The sequence below is a fragment of the Burkholderia sp. BCC0419 genome, from assembly GCF_902830285.1.
Lineage (GTDB): Bacteria > Pseudomonadota > Gammaproteobacteria > Burkholderiales > Burkholderiaceae > Burkholderia.
In genome coordinates, this window is sequence record NZ_CADESR010000004.1 from 184,567 (window position 1) to 201,657 (window position 17,091).

A 17,091-nucleotide genomic window follows, 5' to 3' on the forward strand; every position below is an offset into this window, starting at 1 on the left:
GAAAAAAGCCGCGATACGCATGAACGCGTATCGCGGCTTTCGTTATCCCGGCCGGCGCCGAACACGCCCGGCGCCCGCGCCGCCCGCGGATCAGCCGGTGTTGCGCAAGCCGGCCGCGATCCCGTTGATCGTCAGGTGAATCCCGCGGCGCAGCCGCGCGTTCGTGTCGCCCGCGCGGTGACGCTTGATCAGCTCGACCTGCAGGTGGTTCAGCGGATCGAGATACGGGAAGCGGTTCTTGATCGAGCGCGCGAGCAGCGGGTTGGTCGCGAGGCGGCCTTCCTGCCCGGTGATTTCCGCGAGCGCCTGCGACGTGCGTTCCCATTCCGCGACGATCCGCTCGAACACGTGCTTGCGCAGCTTGCGGTCGGACACGAGCTGCGCATAGCGCGACGCGACCGCGAGATCGGTCTTCGCGAGCACCATGTCCATGTTCGACAGCAGGTTCGAGAAGAACGGCCAGGTCTTGTTCATCTTCTTCAGCAGCGTGACGCGTTTCGCGCGTTCGGCGTCGTCGGACGCGCCGTCGAGATACGCGCTCACCGCGCTGCCGAAGCCGTACCAGCCGGTCAGCAGCAGCCGGCACTGGCCCCACGAGAAGCCCCACGGAATCGCGCGCAGATCCTCGATCTTGCGCTGCTTCGGATCCTGCAGCTTGCGCGACGCCGGGCGGCTGCCGATGTTCAGCTCGGCGATCTCGGTGATCGGCGTCGACGAGAAGAAGTAGTCGGTGAAGCCCGGGGTTTCGTAGACGAGCGCGCGGTACGCGGCCATCGCCGAGTCGGACAGCGTCTGCATTGCGGCTTCGAACGCGGGCAGCTGCGCCGGTGCGTTCGACTGCGGCAGCAGCGACGCCTCGAGCGTCGCGGCGACGACCGTCTCGAGGTTACGCCGGCCGATCGCCGGGTTCGAGAACTTGCTCGCGATCACCTCGCCCTGTTCGGTCAGGCGGATCTGGCCGTTCACGGTGCCCGGCGGCTGCGACAGGATCGCCTGGTAGGTCGGGCCGCCCCCGCGGCCGACCGTGCCGCCGCGGCCGTGGAACAGCCGCAGCGTGATCTTGCGCTCGCGGAACACGTCGACGAGCGCGAGTTCCGCGCGATACAGCTCCCAGTTCGACGTGAGGAAGCCGCCGTCCTTGTTGCTGTCGGAGTAGCCGAGCATCACTTCCTGTTCGGCGCCCTGGTGCGCGATCAGCGCGTCGATGCCCGGCAGCGCGAAGTATTCGCGCATGATGCGCGATGCGTCGCGCAGGTCGGGGATCGTCTCGAACAGCGGGATCACCATCAGGCTGTTCCGCGCGCTGCTGCCCGGCACGCCGAGCGTGCCTTCGAGCAAGCCCGTCTCCTTCTGCAGCAGCAGGACTTCGACGAGGTCGCTGACGGTTTCCGTGTGCGAAATGATGTAGTTGCGCACCGCACGCGCACCGAATTGCGCGCGGACCTCGCGCGCCTTCTCGAACACGCCGAGCTCGCTCTGCGCGAGCGCCGAGTATTCGAGGTACGGCGAGCGCAGCGGGCGCGGATCGGCGAGCGCGGCGAGCAGCACGCGCAGCTTGTCTTCCTCGGCGAGCGCCGCATAGTCGGCCTCGACGCCCGCGCGCGCGAACAGCTCGGCGACCACCGCTTCGTGGATGTCGGAACTCTGGCGCAGGTCGATGCTCGCGAGATGGAAGCCGAACACTTCGGCCGCGCGCACGAGCGGCGCGAGGCGCGGCGCGGCGAGCGACGTGCCGTGGTGTTCGTCGAGCGACGCGGTCAGCACCTTCAGATCGGCGACGAACGCTTCGGAATCCTCGTACGGAACCGCGCGCACCGGCGGCGCGCCGCGGCCCGCGCTGCGCACGGGCACCGTGCCTTCGCCGAGGCGCACGCGCGCGCTCGCGGCGAGCCGCGTGTAGATGCCGATCAGCGCGCGGCGATACGGTTCGTCGACGCGGTGCGGCGACTGGTCGGGCGACGCGGCTGCCAGCGCCTTCACCGCGTCGTTCGCGCCGACCAGCAGGTTCGATACCGACAGCTCGGCGCCGAGCTTGTGCACCTGTTCCAGGTAGTGCTCGAGGATCACCGCGGCCTGGCGGTTGATCGCCTCGTCGAGCGTCGTGGCGGTCACGTTCGGGTTGCCGTCGCGATCGCCGCCGATCCAGCTGCCCATCTGGAAGAACGCGGGCACGCGGGCGGACAGGCCGTGCTCGGCGAGCGCGGCCTCGATGTCGCCGTACAGCGCGGGCAGCTCGTCGAGGAACGTCGCGCGGTAGTACGACAGCGCGTTCTCGATCTCGTCGCCGACCGTCAGGCGCGAGTCGCGCAGCATGCGCGTCTGCCACAGCGCGGTCACGCGCGCGCGCAGCATCGCTTCGTTGTACTGGCGCTCGCGCGCGGTCAGCTCCTGGTCGCGCTCGGCGAGCAGGCGCGCGATGTCGTGCTGCGCGTCGAGGATGCTCTTGCGCTGCACTTCGGTCGGGTGAGCGGTCAGCACCGGCACGATCAGCGCATCGTCGAAGAAGCGCTGCAGCAGGCGCTTCGACGCGTTGCCGGTGGTTTTCAGCTGGTCGAGCGCGTACGCGACCGTGCCGGGCTGCGGCGCGGAGCCGGCCAGCGCGTGGATGCGGCGGCGGCGGTTGTGGTGGCGGTCTTCCGCGATGTTCGCGAGGTGCGAGAAATAGCTGAACGCGCGTACGACGCTTACCGTCTGTTCGGGCGTCAGCTTGCGCAGCTTCTTCTCGAGCGTCTGCGCGGCCTCGCTGTCGTCCTCGCGGCGGAACTTGACCGCGGTCTGGCGGATCGTCTCGACCACGTCGAACACCGTATCGCCTTCCTGTTCGCGCACGACGTCGCCGAGCAGGCGGCCGAGGAAGCGGATGTCCTCGAACAGCGGGCCGTCCTTGTCGTCGCGCGTGCGGGTGCCGGCCTTCGGCGCGACGGCCTGGCGGGCGGCGGGGCCGGCGGTTTGCGTCGTGCGTTTTGTCTGACGTATCGGGTCTTTCGGTTTCGTTGCCGTGGGTTTCGTTGCCGTTTTCGCACGGCCGTTCGCGGCGGTGGCGAGCGTGCCCGTCGGGGCGTCGGAGGAGGGCAAGGCAGCATTGCGGCGCGCCGTACGCGCCGATCCGGAAGACTTCACGATGGGTTTCCTTGGGAAAGCTCGAGTCAAAAGGAACTGCGGAAACTGCGGGAACTGCGGTCAAGCAACCAGCTACGTGCGGCCCATCCGCACAACGGCGCCGCGACCCGCACGGAAGCAGGCCGGGCGCAGGCTCCGGGCTCGGGCGGCCGGGGCGTGCGTGCTACCATTGTTCGGTCTTCAATCCCGTCCTTCGATGTTCCAGCAATGAATTCCGAGACCCCCGCGGCCGGGCCGCAACAGGCTCAGCCGCCCGCGACGTTGACGATTGCTTCGCGCGAGAGCCGCCTGGCGATGTGGCAAGCCGAACATGTGCGTGATGCGCTGCGCAAATTATATCCAGCTTGTGACGTGAAAATCCTCGGGATGACGACGCGCGGCGATCAGATTCTCGATCGCACGCTGTCGAAGGTCGGCGGCAAGGGCCTGTTCGTGAAGGAGCTGGAGGCGGCGCTGGCCGACGGCCGCGCCGATCTCGCCGTGCATTCGCTGAAGGACGTGCCGATGGCGCTGCCCGACGGTTTCTCGCTCGCCGCGATCATGGAGCGCGAAGACCCGCGCGATGCCTTCGTGTCGAACGACTACGCGTCGCTCGACGCGCTGCCGGCCGGCGCGGTCGTCGGCACGTCGAGCCTGCGTCGCGAAGCGATGCTGCGCTCGCGTTATCCGCATCTCGAGGTCCTGCCGCTGCGCGGCAACCTCGACACGCGTCTCGCGAAACTCGACCGCGGCGACTACGCGGCGATCATCCTTGCGGCGGCCGGCCTGAAGCGCCTCGGCCTCGAAGCGCGGATCCGCGCGCTGCTCGACGTCGAGGCCAGCCCGCCCGCGGCCGGCCAGGGTGCGCTCGGCATCGAGATCGCCGCGCACCGCGACGACGTCGCCGCGTGGCTCGCGCCGCTGCACGACCCGCAGACCGCGCTCGCGGTCGAGGCCGAGCGGATGGTGTCGCGCGCGCTGGGCGGCAGTTGCGAGGTGCCGCTCGCCGCGCACGCGGTGTGGCGCGCGGGCGAACTGTACCTGACGGGCCGCGTGTCGACCACCGACGGCAAGCGCGTGCTGACGGCCGAAGCGTGCGGCGCGGTCATGACCGTCGCCGATGCGCTCGCGCTCGGCCGCGCGGTGTCCGACGAGCTCGAGGCGCAAGGCGCGCTCGACATCGTCCAGGCGCTGCTCGCGAGCTCGCAGGCCGCGGGCAAGGGCGACGCCTGATGGCGGGCGGCGCGCGCGCGTTCACCGCTGTCCTGACGCGTCCGGACGGCCAGTCCGACGCGCTTGCGTCGCAACTGGCCGACGCCGGTTGCGACGTGCTCGAATTCCCGCTGATCGATATCGCGCCGGTCGACGATCCGGCGCCGCTCGACGCCGCGTTCGCGGCGCTGGCCGACTACGCGCTGGTGATCTTCGTGTCGCCGAACGCGATCGACCGCGCGCTCGCGCGGTACGGCGCGATCTGGCCGAATGCGCTGCCGGTCGGCGTGGTCGGGCCCGGCAGCGTCGCGGCGCTCGAGCGTCACGGCATCGCGGCGCCCGCGCATCGCGTGATCGCGCCGCAGGCGCCGGCCGACGGCGGCGTGCCCCATTACGATTCGGAAAGCCTGTTCGCGAGCATCGAGGCCGCGTTCGGCGGCGCGCAGGCGCTGGCGGGCAAGCGCGTGCTGATCGTGCGCGGCGACGGCGGGCGCGAATGGCTCGCCGAGCGTCTGCGCGAGGCCGGTGCGGACGTCACGCTCGTCGCCGCGTACCGGCGCGTCGTGCCGGAGCCGCGCGTCGGCGCGTGGGAGCGCGTGCACACGCTGCTCGACGGCCAGCCGCACGCGTGGCTGGTCACGAGCTCGGAAGGCGTGCGCAACCTGCACGAGCTCGCGCGGGCCCACCTGAACGATGCCGAGATCGACGCGCTGAAGCATGCGCCGCTCGTCACGCCGCACCCGCGGATCGAGCAGACCGCGCGCGCATTGGGTTTTGATAGGATTACGCTGACCGGCGCGGGCGATGAGCGCATCGTCCGCGCGTTTCGAACGATGGCCGACGAGGCCGTCCAACCGGCGACAGCCGCACCGGTGACTAAACGCATGACAGATACCAACGATTCCAAAAGCGTCGCTTCCCAGCCGGCCGCTGCATCCGCACCGCCGTCCAGCCCTCCTTATCTCGCGCCCGAGCCGCGTGCGCGCCGCGGCGGCAGCGCGGTGCTGTGGTTCGTCGTCGTCGTGCTCGGCTGTGCGGCGGGTGTCGGCGGCTACGCGCTGAACCGCAAGATCGACCGGCTCGACGGCACGTTCGTCGCGCGCCAGAAGGCGCTCGACGCGCAAGCGGCCGAAACGCGGATGAAGACCGAGCAGGCGCTCGCCGGCACCCACCAGGTCGACACGCAGCTCGCGCAGCTCGACGGCAAGCTTGCCGATGCGCAGAGCGCGCAGCAGGCGCTGCAGCAGCAATACAAGGACCTGTCGCGCAACCGCGATGCGTGGATGCTCGAGGAAGTCGACCAGATGTTGTCGAGCGCGAGCCAGCAGCTTCAACTGACCGGCAACACGCAGCTCGCGCTGATCGCGCTGCAGAACGCCGACGCGCGTCTCGCGACGTCGCAGAGCGCGCAGGCCGTCACGGTGCGCAAGGCGCTCGCGCTGGACATCGAGAAGCTGAAGGCCGCGCCGGCAGCCGATCTCACCGGCCTCGCGATCAAGCTCGACGACGCGATCGCGAAGATCGACGCGCTGCCGCTGTCCGGCGAGGCGATCGTGCCGCACGCGGCGCCGAAGGCCGCGCCGGCCGACACCGCATCGTCGGTCGCCGCCGGCGAGCCGCGCTGGAAGGTGTGGTGGCACGACTTCTCGGCCGGCCTCGGCCAGCAGCTGAAGGGCCTCGTGCAGGTGCGCCGGATCGACAACGCGGACGCGATGCTCGCGTCGCCCGACCAGGGCTACTTCGTGCGCGAGAACGTGAAGCTGCGCCTGCTCACCGCGCGGCTGTCGCTGCTGGCGCGCAACGACAGCGCGATGAAGGCCGACCTGCACGCCGCCCAGGCGTCGCTCGGCAAGTATTTCGATCAGGCGTCGAAGGACACGCAGACCGTCGAGGATCTGCTCAAGCAGGTTGACGGCGCATCGCTGACGGTCGCGGTGCCGAACCTGAACACCAGCCTGAACGCCGTTCAGCAGTTCAAGAGCCGGGGGTAACGATGACGCTTCGAGGAATCGTCTGGCTCGCGGTCCTGTTCGCGATCGCCGCCGCGCTCGCCACCGTCGGCCGTTTCGACGCGGGGCAGGTGCTGCTCGTCTATCCGCCGTACCGGATCGACGTGTCGCTGAACCTGTTCGTGATCGCCATCGTCGTGCTGTTCATCGTCGTGTATGCGCTGCTGCGCATCGTGCGCAACATCTGGCGCATGCCGCAGCGGGTCGCCGCGTATCGGGCGCGTTCGCGCAACGAGAAGGCGCAGGCGTCGCTGCGCGATGCGATCTCGAACCTGTACGCGGGCCGCTTCTCGCGCGCGGAGAAGGCCGCGCGTGACGCGCTGTCGGTCGATGCGAACCTGGGCGCCGCGAGTCTCGTCGCGGCTACGGCCGCGCACCGGATGCACGAGTACACGCGCCGCGACGACTGGCTGTCGAAGGTCGACGCGCCCGAATGGCAGGATGCACGGCTGCTCGCCGCGGCCGACATGCGCGCGGACGCCCGCGACGCCGACGGTGCGCTCGCCGCGCTGGCCGACATGCAGGCTGGCGGTAAGCGCATTCATGCGCAGCAGGTCGCGCTGCGTGCGCAGCAGCAACTGAAGAACTGGGCCGAGGTGCTGAAGCTCGCGAAGGCGCTCGAAAAGCGCGAGGCGCTGCATCCGGCCGCGGCCGTGCGGCTGCGCCAGCAGGCGGCGGAAAACCTGCTGCGCGAACGCCGGCACGACCCGGACGCGCTGCTCGAAGTGTGGCAGTCGCTGTCGTCGGTCGAGCGCCAGTCGCCGCGTCTGGCCGATCTCGCGGCCGAGCTGCTCGTGCCGCTCGAGCGCCGCAACGAAGCGCGCCGCATCGTCGAGGACGCGCTCGCGCACAACTGGGATGCGCGCCTGCTGCGCCGCTACCCGGACACGGCCGGCGCCGATGCGCTGCCGCTGATCCAGAAGGCCGAAGGCTGGAAGAAGGATCATCCGGAAGATGCCGACCTGCTGTTCGCACTCGGCCGCCTCTGCCAGCAGCAGCAGCTGTGGGGCAAGGCGCAGTCGTTCCTCGAAGCGGCGCTGAAGCTGGCCGACAACGAGGCGCTGAAGGTGCGTGCGCATCGTGCGCTCGCCCGCCTGTTCGAGCATCTTGGCGAAACCGACAAGGCCGCGAAGCACTACCGCGAAAGCGCGCTCGCGATCACCGTGGTCTGACGCGGCGCCGCGGTAAAAGCCCCGAACGCCGATCGGCCTTCGGGGCTTTTTTTCGTCCGTTGCGGGGCAGTCGGGACGCGTGGTGCCTTCATCCGGTCGGCGAAGCACCCGCTTGGCGAAGCATCCGGCCGGTGCGGGTTTTGCCTGTTCGAAATTGAAAACGCCCCGGCGGCCGGGCAATGCCGGGCGTCGGGGCGTTTCGTGGGGCCGGCCGTCGACCGGTGTGCGGTGCGCTTTTACGCGCCGCGCATCACTTGTCGACCAGCCGCTTCGGCACCGACAGCGCAAGCAGCCCGCCGAGCACGAGGAACCCGGCCAGCATGTACATACCCGCATCGTTGGCGCCCGTCACCTGCTTGAGCCAGCCCATCAGGTACGGGCTCAGGAAGCCGGCGAGGTTGCCGATCGAGTTGATCATCGCGATGCCGGCGGCCGCGGCCGTGCCGCCGAGGAACGCGGTCGGCAGGCTCCAGAACAGCGGCAGCGTCGTCAGGATGCCGATCGTCGCGAGCGTGAGGCCGAGCATCGCGAGCGCGGTCTGGTGCGCCCAGATCACCGACAGCACGAGGCCGAGCGCGCCGATCGCGGCCGGAATCGCGAGGTGCCAGCGGCGTTCGCGGCGCTTGTCCGCGCTGCGCGCGATCAGGATCATCGCGACCACCGCGGCCGCATACGGAATCGCGGACAGCAGGCCGATCATGATCGTATCGGTCACGCCCGTCGCCTTGATGATCGTCGGCAGCCAGAAGCCGACGCCGTAGAGCCCCATCACGAACGAGAAATAGATCAGCGCCATCAGCCAGACGCGCGGGCTCGACATCACCGCGCCGAGCGGCAGGTCTTCCTTGGTGGCTTCTTCCGCGTCGACGTTGCGGGCGAGCAGCGCCTTTTCCTCGTCCGTGAGCCACGTCGCCTTCGCGATCCGCTCGTCGAGCGCGAAGAATACGAGCACGCCGGCGAGCACCGACGGGATGCCTTCGAGCAGGAACAGCCATTGCCAGCCGTGCCAGCCGCTCACGCCGTCGAACGCCTTCAGGATGAAGCCCGAGATCGGTCCGCCGATCACGCCGGACAGCGCGACGGCCGTCATGAAGAACGTCGTCATCCGGCCGCGCCGGTGCGCGGGATACCAGTAGGTGAGGTAGAGGATCACGCCGGGGAAGAAGCCCGCTTCGGCGACGCCGAGCAGGAAGCGCATCACGTAGAACATCGTGGGCGTCGTGACGAACATCGTCAGGATCGAGATCACGCCCCACGTCGCCATGATGCGGGCGATCCACACGCGGGCGCCCACCCGGTGCAGGATGATGTTGCTCGGCACCTCGAACAGGAAATAGCCGAAGAAGAAGATCCCGGCGCCGAGCCCGTACACGGTATCGCTCAGGTTCAGGTCGCTCGCCATCTGCAGCTTCGCGAACCCGACGTTCACGCGGTCGAGATAGGCGACCACGTAGCACAGCAGCAGGAGCGGCACGAGCCGCCACGACACCTTGCGGTAGGTTGCTTCCTCGAATGCGCCGGACGAGCCCGGCAGCGACTGCGTCGATGTTGCCATGTTGTCTCCTGTCGATCCAGGTTAGCGCTTTAGCGCTTACTTGGATCCCATGCTTTGCGGTCGATCCGGGTGAGCGCTTGAGCGGTTACCTGGATCCGATGCACCACTGTCGTTGTAGTTGGCCGGCGCAGACGCAGCGGCGCGTCCGATCCGGTTTCGGGTGAAGCAAGAAGCGGTAAGGTAATCGTGCGGCCTGGTACGGCTAGATGCAGCGCCCGCCGTCGACTTCGAGGCAGACGCCGGTGATGAATTCGGCTTCGTCGGACGCAAGGTACAGCGCGGCGTTCGCGATGTCCTGCGGCGTCGAGAAGCGGCCGAGCGGGATCGTCGCGAGGAAGCGGCGGCGATTTTCCGGGGTGTCCTCACAGCCCATGAACTCGGTCATCAGCGCGGTTTCCCCGAGTACCGGGTTGATGCAGTTCACGCGGATGCGATCGGCGCCGAGCTCGGCCGCGAGCGACTTGCTCGCGGTGATCATCGCGCCCTTCGTGCTGTTGTACCAGACGAGGCCCGGGCGCGGCCGCACGCCGGCCGTCGACGCGACGTTCACGAACACGCCGCCGCCCTGTGCGCGGAAGTACGGCACGAAGGTCTGCACGCACCAGAACAGGCTCTTCATGTTGACCGCGTACACGCGGTCGAATTCGGCTTCCGTCACGTCGAGCACGGGCTTGTTGCGGTGCGTGGTGCCCGCGTTGTTCACGACGATCTGCACCGAATGGAAATCGTCGAGCGCGGCCTGCAGCAGCGCGCGCCAGTCGTCCTCTTTCGACACGTCGCCGGCCACCGCGATCGCCTTGCCGCCCGCGAGCGCGATCTCGCTCGCGACGCGCTCGGCCGCCGCACCGTTCAGGTCGTTGACGACGACGTTCGCGCCTTCGCGCGCATACGTCTTCGCGATGCCTTCGCCGAACCCCGAGCCGCCGCCCGTGACGATGGCCGTCTTGCCGCTCAACCGCATGGTGTGTCTCCTGTGCTGGTTATGAGAGTCGTCGTGTGTCGACAGGCGGCCGGGCGCTGCCGGCCGCCTGCCGCGTGCCGTGCGATCAGCCGTGCCGGATCGCGATCGTCTTCAGCGCGGTGAAGCCATACAGTGCCTCGAAGCCTTTCTCGCGGCCATGGCCCGAATGGCCGACGCCGCCGAACGGCAGCTCGACGCCGCCGCCCGCGCCATAGTTGTTGATGAATACCTGGCCCGCGCGCAAACGCCGCGCCAGCCGCATCTGGCGTGCGCCGTCGCGTGTCCAGATGCCCGCGACGAGGCCGTACGGCGTGCCGTTCGCGAGCGCGACGGCTTCGTCCTCGTCGACGAAACGCATCGCCGCGAGCACGGGACCGAACACTTCCTCCTGCGCGAGCCGGTGCGACGGCGGCACGTCGCGCAACAGCGCGGGCGCCTGGTAGAAGCCGGTTTCGGGCGCGTCGGCGACGACCTGCCCGTGCGCGGCCATCGGAATGCCGTCGTGCTGCGCGTCGGACAGGAAATCCCACACGCGTTGCTGCTGCTTCGCGTTGATCAGCGGGCCGCAGTCGAGATCGGCGCGGCTCGGGCCGACGCGCAGCCCGTTGAACGCGGTGGCGAGGCGCTCGACGAGCGGCTCGTACACCGCGCGCTCGATCAGCACGCGGCTGCCGGCCGAGCAGGTCTGCCCGCCGTTCTGCACGATCGCGGACACGAGCACGGGCAGCGCCGCGTCGAGATCGGCGTCGGCGAACACGATTTGCGGCGACTTGCCGCCGAGCTCGAGCGTGACCGGCACGTGGTTCTCGGCCGCCATCTGCGTGACCAGCTTGCCGGTGGCCGGCGAACCCGTAAACGAGATGTGGTCGATGCCCGGATGGCGCGCGAGCGCGGCGCCCGCTTCATGGCCGTAGCCGGTGACGACGTTGAGCGCGCCGGCCGGCAGCCCGGCCTCGACGGCCAGCTCGGCGACGCGCAGCACGGACAGGCATGCGTCCTCGGCCGGCTTGACCACGCACGCGTTGCCGGCCGCGAGCGCCGCGCCGACGCTGCGCCCGAAGATCTGCATCGGGTAGTTCCACGGCACGATATGGCCCGTGACGCCATGCGGCTCGCGCACCGTCAGCACCGTGTAGCCGGCCTGGTAGGGGAGGGTCTCGCCGTGCAGCTTGTCGGCGGCGCCTGCGTAGAACTCGAAGTAGCGCGCGAGCGCGGCTGCGTCGGCGCGCGCCTGCTTCAGCGGCTTGCCGGTGTCGCGCGCCTCGATCGCGGCGAGTTCCTCGATCGAATCGGCCACACGCGCCGACAGCCGCATCAGCACGCGGCCGCGTTCGGCGGCGCTCGCGGCGCCCCACGGGCCCGCGAATGCGTCGCGGGCCGCGGCGACCGCGCGCTCGATGTCGGGCGCGGTGCCGCGCGCGATCGTCGCGAACGGCTGGCCGTCGGACGGATCGACGACCGCGATGGTTTCCAGTTGCGCGGGCAACGTCCATTCGCCCGCGATGAAGTGCTTCGCCTCTTCCATGTCTGCTCCTGTCGACCCAAGTTAGCGCTTTAGCGCTTACTTGGGTCCCATGCATAGCGGTCGATCCAAGTTAGTGCTTTGGCGGTTACTTGGGTCCCATGCATCACGGTCGACCCGGGTTGGCGCTTTGACGCTTGCTCGGATCCCTGCCTTGTAGTCGACGTGCAACGCCGCCGCCGGTTCGACGGCCGGACATCCGGAACGATTATCGCGCCGATCGTCATCCGGACGCCACCGGTCGATTGGCTATAATGGCGCATTCCTTTTGGGGGACGCCCGCGGCGGTGCATCGGCCGCGGCGCCCTGTCCCGAATTCCCATCGACCTACAGAGAGTGCTCATGAGCTTCAATCATGTTCCGGCCGGCAAGGACCTGCCGCAAGATTTCAACGTGATCATCGAGATTCCCGCGCAAAGCGATCCGGTGAAGTACGAGGCGGACAAGGAACTGGGCCTTCTCGTCGTCGACCGCTTCATCGGCACGGGCATGCGCTACCCGGTGAACTACGGCTATATCCCGCAGACGCTGTCGGGCGACGGCGATCCGGTCGACGTGCTGGTGATCACGCCGTTCCCGCTGCTGGCCGGCTCGATCGTGCGTTCGCGCGTGCTCGGCATGCTGCAGATGACCGACGAGTCGGGCGTCGACGCGAAGCTGGTCGCGGTGCCGCACGACAAGGTCTGCCCGATGACGGCGAACCTGAAGTCGATCGACGACGTGCCCGAATACCTGAAGGATCAGATCAAGCACTTCTTCGAGCAATACAAGGCGCTCGAGAAGGGCAAGTGGGTGAAGGTCGAAGGCTGGGCCGGCATCGAAGCCGCGCACAAGGAAATCACCGACGGCGCCGCGAACTACAAGAAGTAAGCGGCGTGCCGGCCGCCGGCCGGTTCGTACGGAACGCAAACCGCGCGTGTCTCCTCAGGAGGCCGCGCGGTTTTGTTTTGCGCGCACGGTTTTCCGGCGAGCGGACAGGGAAGCAGACGGGGGCGGGGCGGCAGGTGCTTGCTTCGCGCGTTTCGCGCGGGGCGGGGCAACGGACGGAGCGGTCGCTTCGGCGGTTTTCGTGGCCGATGGACGGCGCTGGGCCGGTGCGGAAGCGGCGTCTTCGCGTACGTTCGCGGCGGGTTTGCCGGCGGCCGGTGCCTTCCTGTTTGACGGCGCGGAGTGGGGCGAGCCGGTTTTCTCTACCGGTTTGCTACGCGACGAGGTCTTTTTTGCGGCTGCATCGCCGTCGGCTTTTGCACGTTTCGCGTTCGGTGCGGCTTGATTTGCCTTCATCGACTTCGACGCTTGTTTGTCTTTCGCAGGCTTCGCCGTCTTCGCGGCCTTTGCAGACCCGGCAGCTTTCCCGGCCTTCACCTTTTTCCCGGCAACCTGTTCCGTTGCAGCCGTTTCCGCCGCATCGTCGACATTTTCCGCCTTCCCCTTCTTCCGCCCGCGCGCCGTCGCCTTCGTCCCGGCCGTGTCGCCGCTTTCGTCGAGCGCTACCACCACCACCGGCAACACCGATTCCAGCGTCCGCAACCCGGCCGCCAGCTCGCGCTTTTTCGCGGGCGTGAGCCGCTTCACCCAGTATTCGGCGCGCGACGCGCTCGACCGGTCGGGCAGCGGAAACGACGCGAGCACCGCGCGCGGCTTGCGCGAGCGCGTGTAGCGCGCGCCCTTGCCGGACGCGTGTTCGTCGAAGCGCGCGGCGACATCGGTGGTGATGCCCGTGTAGACGCTGTCGTCGGCGCATTCGATCAGATACAGAAACCAGGACATGGCAGGGCGGCGGGATGCGAAGCCGCCAGTGTCTCAGAAAAAACGGGCGTCAACGCCACCGGTCGCCGTGCCCGTCGCGGAAGCGGCTCGGCGCCGCGCCGAGTTCGCGCGTGAAGAAACGCGTGAACGCGCTCGTCGAACGGAAGCCGACGCGCACGCCGATCTCGCCGATCGGCAACTGCGTATTGAGCAGCAGGTCGCGCGCCTCGCCGAGCCGCGCCTGCGCGACGAGCGCATGGAAACCGACCGCTTCGCGATGCAGCCGCCGGCGCAGCGTCCAGCGCGACATCGCGAAGCGCGTGCACACATGCTGCATCAGCGTATCGGTCGGCACGTCGGCGTCGTCGGACGTGCGCAGCCAGTCGCGCACGCATTGCTCGACCGACGAGCCGAACGTTGAGCGGGCGCGCACGCGCTCGCGGGCGGCGTCGGCGGCATGACGCTGGATGCCGGCGAGCGGTGCGTTGTAGCGCTCGAACGGCGTGTCGAAGTGCGCGGAGCGCAGCACGATGCGGTTGTGCGCGGCATCGAACGAGAGCGGTGCGCCGAGCATGTCGCGTAGCGCGGCAACGGGCGCGAACGCGCGGCCGGCGAATGCGGCGTCGTCGATGCGCACGTGCGGGTCGTACAGGCGTGTGAGCGCCGCGAGGATCGCGAGGTTCGCGAACGCGCTGCCCGCGTGCCGGCCGTCTCCTTCGTTCACGTACTCGAGCGCGATCGCGTCGCCGTTCTCGTGCGCGAAGACCCAGTCGACGTTGCCGATCAGCTCGCGATAGTGCAGGTAGCCGTGCAGCGCGTCGCGCAGCGTCGCCGCGTTGCACGTGATGCCGGCGAGCTCGGGAAACGGTACGAGCCACGGCACGACCTGCGGCGGCGGGCGATGCCACGACAGCGGCCAGCCGCTCGTCAGCCGCATCGCGGCGACGTGCCGATCGCCCGCGATGCGGCGCGTGTCGTCGGCGAGCTCGGCCGGCCCGATGCCGAGCGTCTCGTAAAGCGGTGCGGGATCGATGCCGTTCGCGCGCGCGTCTTCGCACAGCCAGCGGTAGATCCGGACGGATACCGATTTCTGTTGCAACTCCATGTCTGTCTCCCTGTCGTCATGCCGTTCGGGTTTGTCCCCGCTGCGAGAGGTCAACGCATGCTCCTGCCGGTCAAGCGTGGTGACCGGTCAATTTTTAGACTCGGACGCTAGGGTCTGTTTCCACATGGAACGCGCATGCGTTGCCACGAGAACGGCCGCTCGCGAGGCGCGCGACGCCGCGAATACTGGCGTATTCGCAAGGAGCGCAACGCGGCGAGCGGCCGTTCTCGTGGCAACCCCAAATTAAAAAATCATTCCACGGGAATGCCCGAAATCGCCCGTATGGCGGCGTCGCTCGTCGCTTGTTTGGCGCGGCCAAACGGCGCTCCTCACTTCTTGCCCTACGCGCGATTTCGGGCATTCGCGTGTGTGTTCCATGTGGAAACAGACCCTAGAGTGAGGCGACAAGTACTACAACAGAACGATTCTGGAGGATCAATGAAAACTTCGCTGTTCCGGTGTTCGACGATTGCGTCCGCGTGTGCGCTCACGGTGCTGCTCGCGTCGTGCGGCGGCGACGACATCCATGCGCCGGTCTCGCCGGCCGACCCCGACGCGGCAGCCGACCAGCGCGCGGCCGCGCTCGTCGCGCAACTGACGACCGACGAGAAGCTGCAGCTCGTGCATGGCACCGGCATGCCCGCGCTCAGCCTGGGCGGCCCGTTCCCGGCCGACGCGCTGAACGGCGCAAGCTACATCCCGGGCGTGCCGCGGCTCGGCATTCCGGCGGTCAGCAGCGCCGATTCGGCGGGCGGCGTGAACGTGAAGCATGCGCGCGTGACCGCGCTGCCCGCACCGGTCGCGCTTGCGGCGACGTGGGACCCGGCGCTCGCGGGCACCTACGGCACGCGTATCGCGCTCGAGTTGCGCGCGCTCGGTTTCGCGGAAGGGCTCGGCGGCGGCGTGAACCTTGCGCGCGAGCCGCGCAACGGCCGCACCTTCGAATACATGGGCGAGGACCCGGTGCTCGCGGGCACGCTGAGCGCCACGCGCACGCAGGCCACGCAGGCGCAGAAGGTGATCGCGACGATCAAGCATTTCGCGTTCAACGACCAGGAAACCAACCGGATGACGGTCGATTCGGTCGTCGACGAGCGGACCATGCGCGAGGCCGAACTGCTCGCGTTCGAGATCGGTGTGAAGGACGGCCAGCCGGGCAACGTGATGTGCTCGTACAACAAGCTGAACGGCGTGTATGCGTGCGAGAACCCGACTCTGCTGACGACGGTGCTGAAGAACGAGTGGGGCTTCAAGGGCGTCGTGCAGTCCGACTGGGGCGCGACGCATTCGACGGTCGCGGCCGTGCAGGCCGGGCTCGACGAGGAGCAGCCGGGCGCGGCCGACGACGGCAACGCGCCGCTCGGCTCGTACTTCAATTCGAAGCTGCGCGCGGCGCTGCAGGCCGGCAGCGTGTCGGTCGCGCGGCTGAACGACATGGTGCAGCGCAAGCTGCGCACGCTGATCCGCATCGGCGTGATGGACGCGCCGCCGAAGCCGGGCGGCGCGATCGACGAAGCCGCGGGCAATGCCGACGCGCTCGCGATCGCGCGGCAAGCGGCGGTGCTGCTGAAGAACGCGGCCGCGCCGGGCGACGCGCAGCCGGTGCTGCCGCTGGCCGCGGGTTCGCTCAAGTCGGTCGTCGTGATCGGCGGGCATGCGGACGCGGGCGTGCTGTCGGGCGGCGGCTCGGGCGCGGTGCCGGCGATCGACGGCAACGCGGTGACGTCCTGCCAGCAACCGGCCGACATGCTGTTCGGCGGGTGCGCGACCTGGTACAAGTCCGCGCCGCTCGCGGCGATCCGCGCGAAGGCGCCGAACGCGTCGGTCAGCTATCTCGACGGCACCGACGCGAACGCGGCGGCCACCGCAGCGGCGCAGGCCGATGTCGCGATCGTGTTCGCCACGCAGTGGCAGACGGAGGGGCTCGACCTCGCGAGCCTGTCGCTGCCCGATGCGAAGGCGGACCCGTACAACCAGCAATACGACCAGAACGCGCTGATCGCCGCGGTCGCCGCGAAGGCGAAGCGCGTGATCGTCGTGCTCGAGAACGGCAGCCCCGTGCTGATGCCGTGGCTCGCGAACGTGCACGGCGTGCTGGACGCGTGGTATCCGGGCGCGCAGGGCGGCCAGGCGATCGCCGACCTGCTGTTCGGCGACGCGAATCCGTCGGGCCGGCTGCCGCTGACGTTCCCGAAGCAGGAGGCCGACCTGCCGCAGCCGACGATCGATCCGTCGAATCTGCGGAACGTCTATGCGGAAGGGCTCGCGTACGGCTATCGCTGGTTCGACGCGAAGGCGATCGAGCCGTTGTTCCCGTTCGGCTACGGGCTGTCGTACACGACGTATGCATTGTCGGCGATGTCCGCGCAGGCCGACGCGGCGGGCAACGTGACGGTCGGCGTGACGGTGACGAACACGGGCACGCGCGCCGGTACGCATACGGTGCAGATCTACGCGGCGCTGCCCGCATCGCTCGGCGAGCCGCCGAAGCGGCTCGTCGGCTGGACCAAGGTCGCGCTGCAGCCGGGCGAGGCGCGCACGGTCAGCGTCGCGGTGCCCGCGCAGCGCTTCGCGGTGTGGGATGCGAATGCGCATGCATGGCGGATCGGCGCGGGCAGCTACGGGCTGTCGGCGGCCGCGTCGTCGCGCGACCCGCAGGCGCTGTCGCAGACGGTGACGCTCGCCGCGCACTGAACCGGCGGCGGCC

11 protein-coding genes are annotated in these 17,091 nt (G+C 69.0%); 5 read left to right on the top strand and 6 right to left on the bottom strand.

From position 1 onward, the window contains the following. Positions 1-90: 90 nt before the first annotated feature. Entirely contained in the window at positions 91-3,120 is a 3,030-nt protein-coding gene (gene ppc, locus HWW87_RS22770; RefSeq protein ID WP_175822258.1) for a phosphoenolpyruvate carboxylase, read from the bottom strand. Between the two features lie 207 nt (positions 3,121-3,327). On the opposite strand from ppc, the gene hemC reads away from it, so the two are divergent. Genes hemC through HWW87_RS22785 form a run of 3 tightly spaced genes read left to right on the top strand, consistent with a single transcriptional unit; the run spans position 3,328 to position 7,492 of the window. After that, complete coding sequence (gene hemC / locus HWW87_RS22775; protein ID WP_174429199.1) at positions 3,328-4,332, top strand: hydroxymethylbilane synthase; 1,005 nt, start codon at positions 3,328-3,330, stop codon at positions 4,330-4,332. Then, entirely contained in the window at positions 4,332-6,302 is a 1,971-nt protein-coding gene (gene hemDX / locus HWW87_RS22780) for a fused uroporphyrinogen-III synthase HemD/membrane protein HemX (protein ID WP_175822259.1), read from the top strand. The genes hemC and hemDX overlap by 1 nt, the downstream gene beginning before the upstream one ends. Positions 6,303-6,304: 2 nt before the next feature. Then, the gene (locus HWW87_RS22785) at positions 6,305-7,492 is read left to right on the top strand and encodes a heme biosynthesis protein HemY (RefSeq protein ID WP_175822260.1); all 1,188 of its coding nucleotides are present in this window, start codon (positions 6,305-6,307) and stop codon (positions 7,490-7,492) included. A 250-nt stretch (positions 7,493-7,742) separates the two neighbouring features. On the opposite strand, the gene HWW87_RS22790 is transcribed toward HWW87_RS22785, so the two are convergent. The 3 genes from HWW87_RS22790 to HWW87_RS22800 all read right to left on the bottom strand — a co-directional run bounded on the left by HWW87_RS22790 (position 7,743) and on the right by HWW87_RS22800 (position 11,533). Beyond that, a complete protein-coding gene (locus HWW87_RS22790; protein WP_175822261.1) occupies positions 7,743-9,047 on the bottom strand; it encodes an MFS transporter in 1,305 nt (434 codons plus the stop codon). A gap of 202 nt (positions 9,048-9,249) precedes the next feature. Continuing rightward, positions 9,250-10,008, bottom strand: a complete 759-nt coding sequence (locus HWW87_RS22795) for an SDR family oxidoreductase (protein WP_027785122.1) — start codon at positions 10,006-10,008, stop codon at positions 9,250-9,252. An 85-nt stretch (positions 10,009-10,093) separates the two neighbouring features. After that, entirely contained in the window at positions 10,094-11,533 is a 1,440-nt protein-coding gene (locus HWW87_RS22800; protein WP_175822262.1) for an aldehyde dehydrogenase family protein, read from the bottom strand. A gap of 339 nt (positions 11,534-11,872) precedes the next feature. Here HWW87_RS22800 and ppa point away from each other — a divergent pair, with 339 nt between their 5' ends. Further along, a complete protein-coding gene (gene ppa, locus HWW87_RS22805; RefSeq protein ID WP_011352863.1) occupies positions 11,873-12,400 on the top strand; it encodes an inorganic diphosphatase in 528 nt (175 codons plus the stop codon). A 54-nt stretch (positions 12,401-12,454) separates the two neighbouring features. Here the strand turns inward: ppa and HWW87_RS22810 are convergent, their stop codons facing one another. Together HWW87_RS22810 and HWW87_RS22815 are read right to left on the bottom strand one after the other, a co-directional pair. Next, on the bottom strand, positions 12,455-13,300 hold the full coding sequence (locus HWW87_RS22810; RefSeq protein ID WP_175822263.1) for a GIY-YIG nuclease family protein: 846 nt from the start codon (positions 13,298-13,300) through the stop codon (positions 12,455-12,457). Between the two features lie 49 nt (positions 13,301-13,349). Continuing rightward, positions 13,350-14,384 (bottom strand): AraC family transcriptional regulator, encoded by a 1,035-nt coding sequence (locus HWW87_RS22815; RefSeq protein WP_175822264.1) that lies wholly within the window; start codon positions 14,382-14,384, stop codon positions 13,350-13,352. Between the two features lie 438 nt (positions 14,385-14,822). On the opposite strand from HWW87_RS22815, the gene HWW87_RS22820 reads away from it, so the two are divergent. After that, positions 14,823-17,078: a glycoside hydrolase family 3 C-terminal domain-containing protein gene (locus HWW87_RS22820; RefSeq protein WP_175822265.1), complete on the top strand. Its 2,256-nt coding sequence runs from the start codon at positions 14,823-14,825 to the stop codon at positions 17,076-17,078. Positions 17,079-17,091 lie beyond the last annotated feature (13 nt).

Excerpts from the sequence above, each read along its gene's own strand:
- hemC (WP_174429199.1), top strand. The coding sequence starts at position 3,328 with ATGAATTCCGAGACCCCCGCGGCCGGGCCGCAACAGGCTCAGCCGCCC.
- hemDX (WP_175822259.1), top strand. The coding sequence starts at position 4,332 with ATGGCGGGCGGCGCGCGCGCGTTCACCGCTGTCCTGACGCGTCCGGAC.
- HWW87_RS22785 (WP_175822260.1), top strand. The coding sequence starts at position 6,305 with ATGACGCTTCGAGGAATCGTCTGGCTCGCGGTCCTGTTCGCGATCGCC.
- HWW87_RS22790 (WP_175822261.1), bottom strand. The coding sequence starts at position 9,047 with ATGGCAACATCGACGCAGTCGCTGCCGGGCTCGTCCGGCGCATTCGAG.
- HWW87_RS22795 (WP_027785122.1), bottom strand. The coding sequence starts at position 10,008 with ATGCGGTTGAGCGGCAAGACGGCCATCGTCACGGGCGGCGGCTCGGGG.
- HWW87_RS22800 (WP_175822262.1), bottom strand. The coding sequence starts at position 11,533 with ATGGAAGAGGCGAAGCACTTCATCGCGGGCGAATGGACGTTGCCCGCG.
- ppa (WP_011352863.1), top strand. The coding sequence starts at position 11,873 with ATGAGCTTCAATCATGTTCCGGCCGGCAAGGACCTGCCGCAAGATTTC.
- HWW87_RS22810 (WP_175822263.1), bottom strand. The coding sequence starts at position 13,300 with ATGTCCTGGTTTCTGTATCTGATCGAATGCGCCGACGACAGCGTCTAC.
- HWW87_RS22815 (WP_175822264.1), bottom strand. The coding sequence starts at position 14,384 with ATGGAGTTGCAACAGAAATCGGTATCCGTCCGGATCTACCGCTGGCTG.
- HWW87_RS22820 (WP_175822265.1), top strand. The coding sequence starts at position 14,823 with ATGAAAACTTCGCTGTTCCGGTGTTCGACGATTGCGTCCGCGTGTGCG.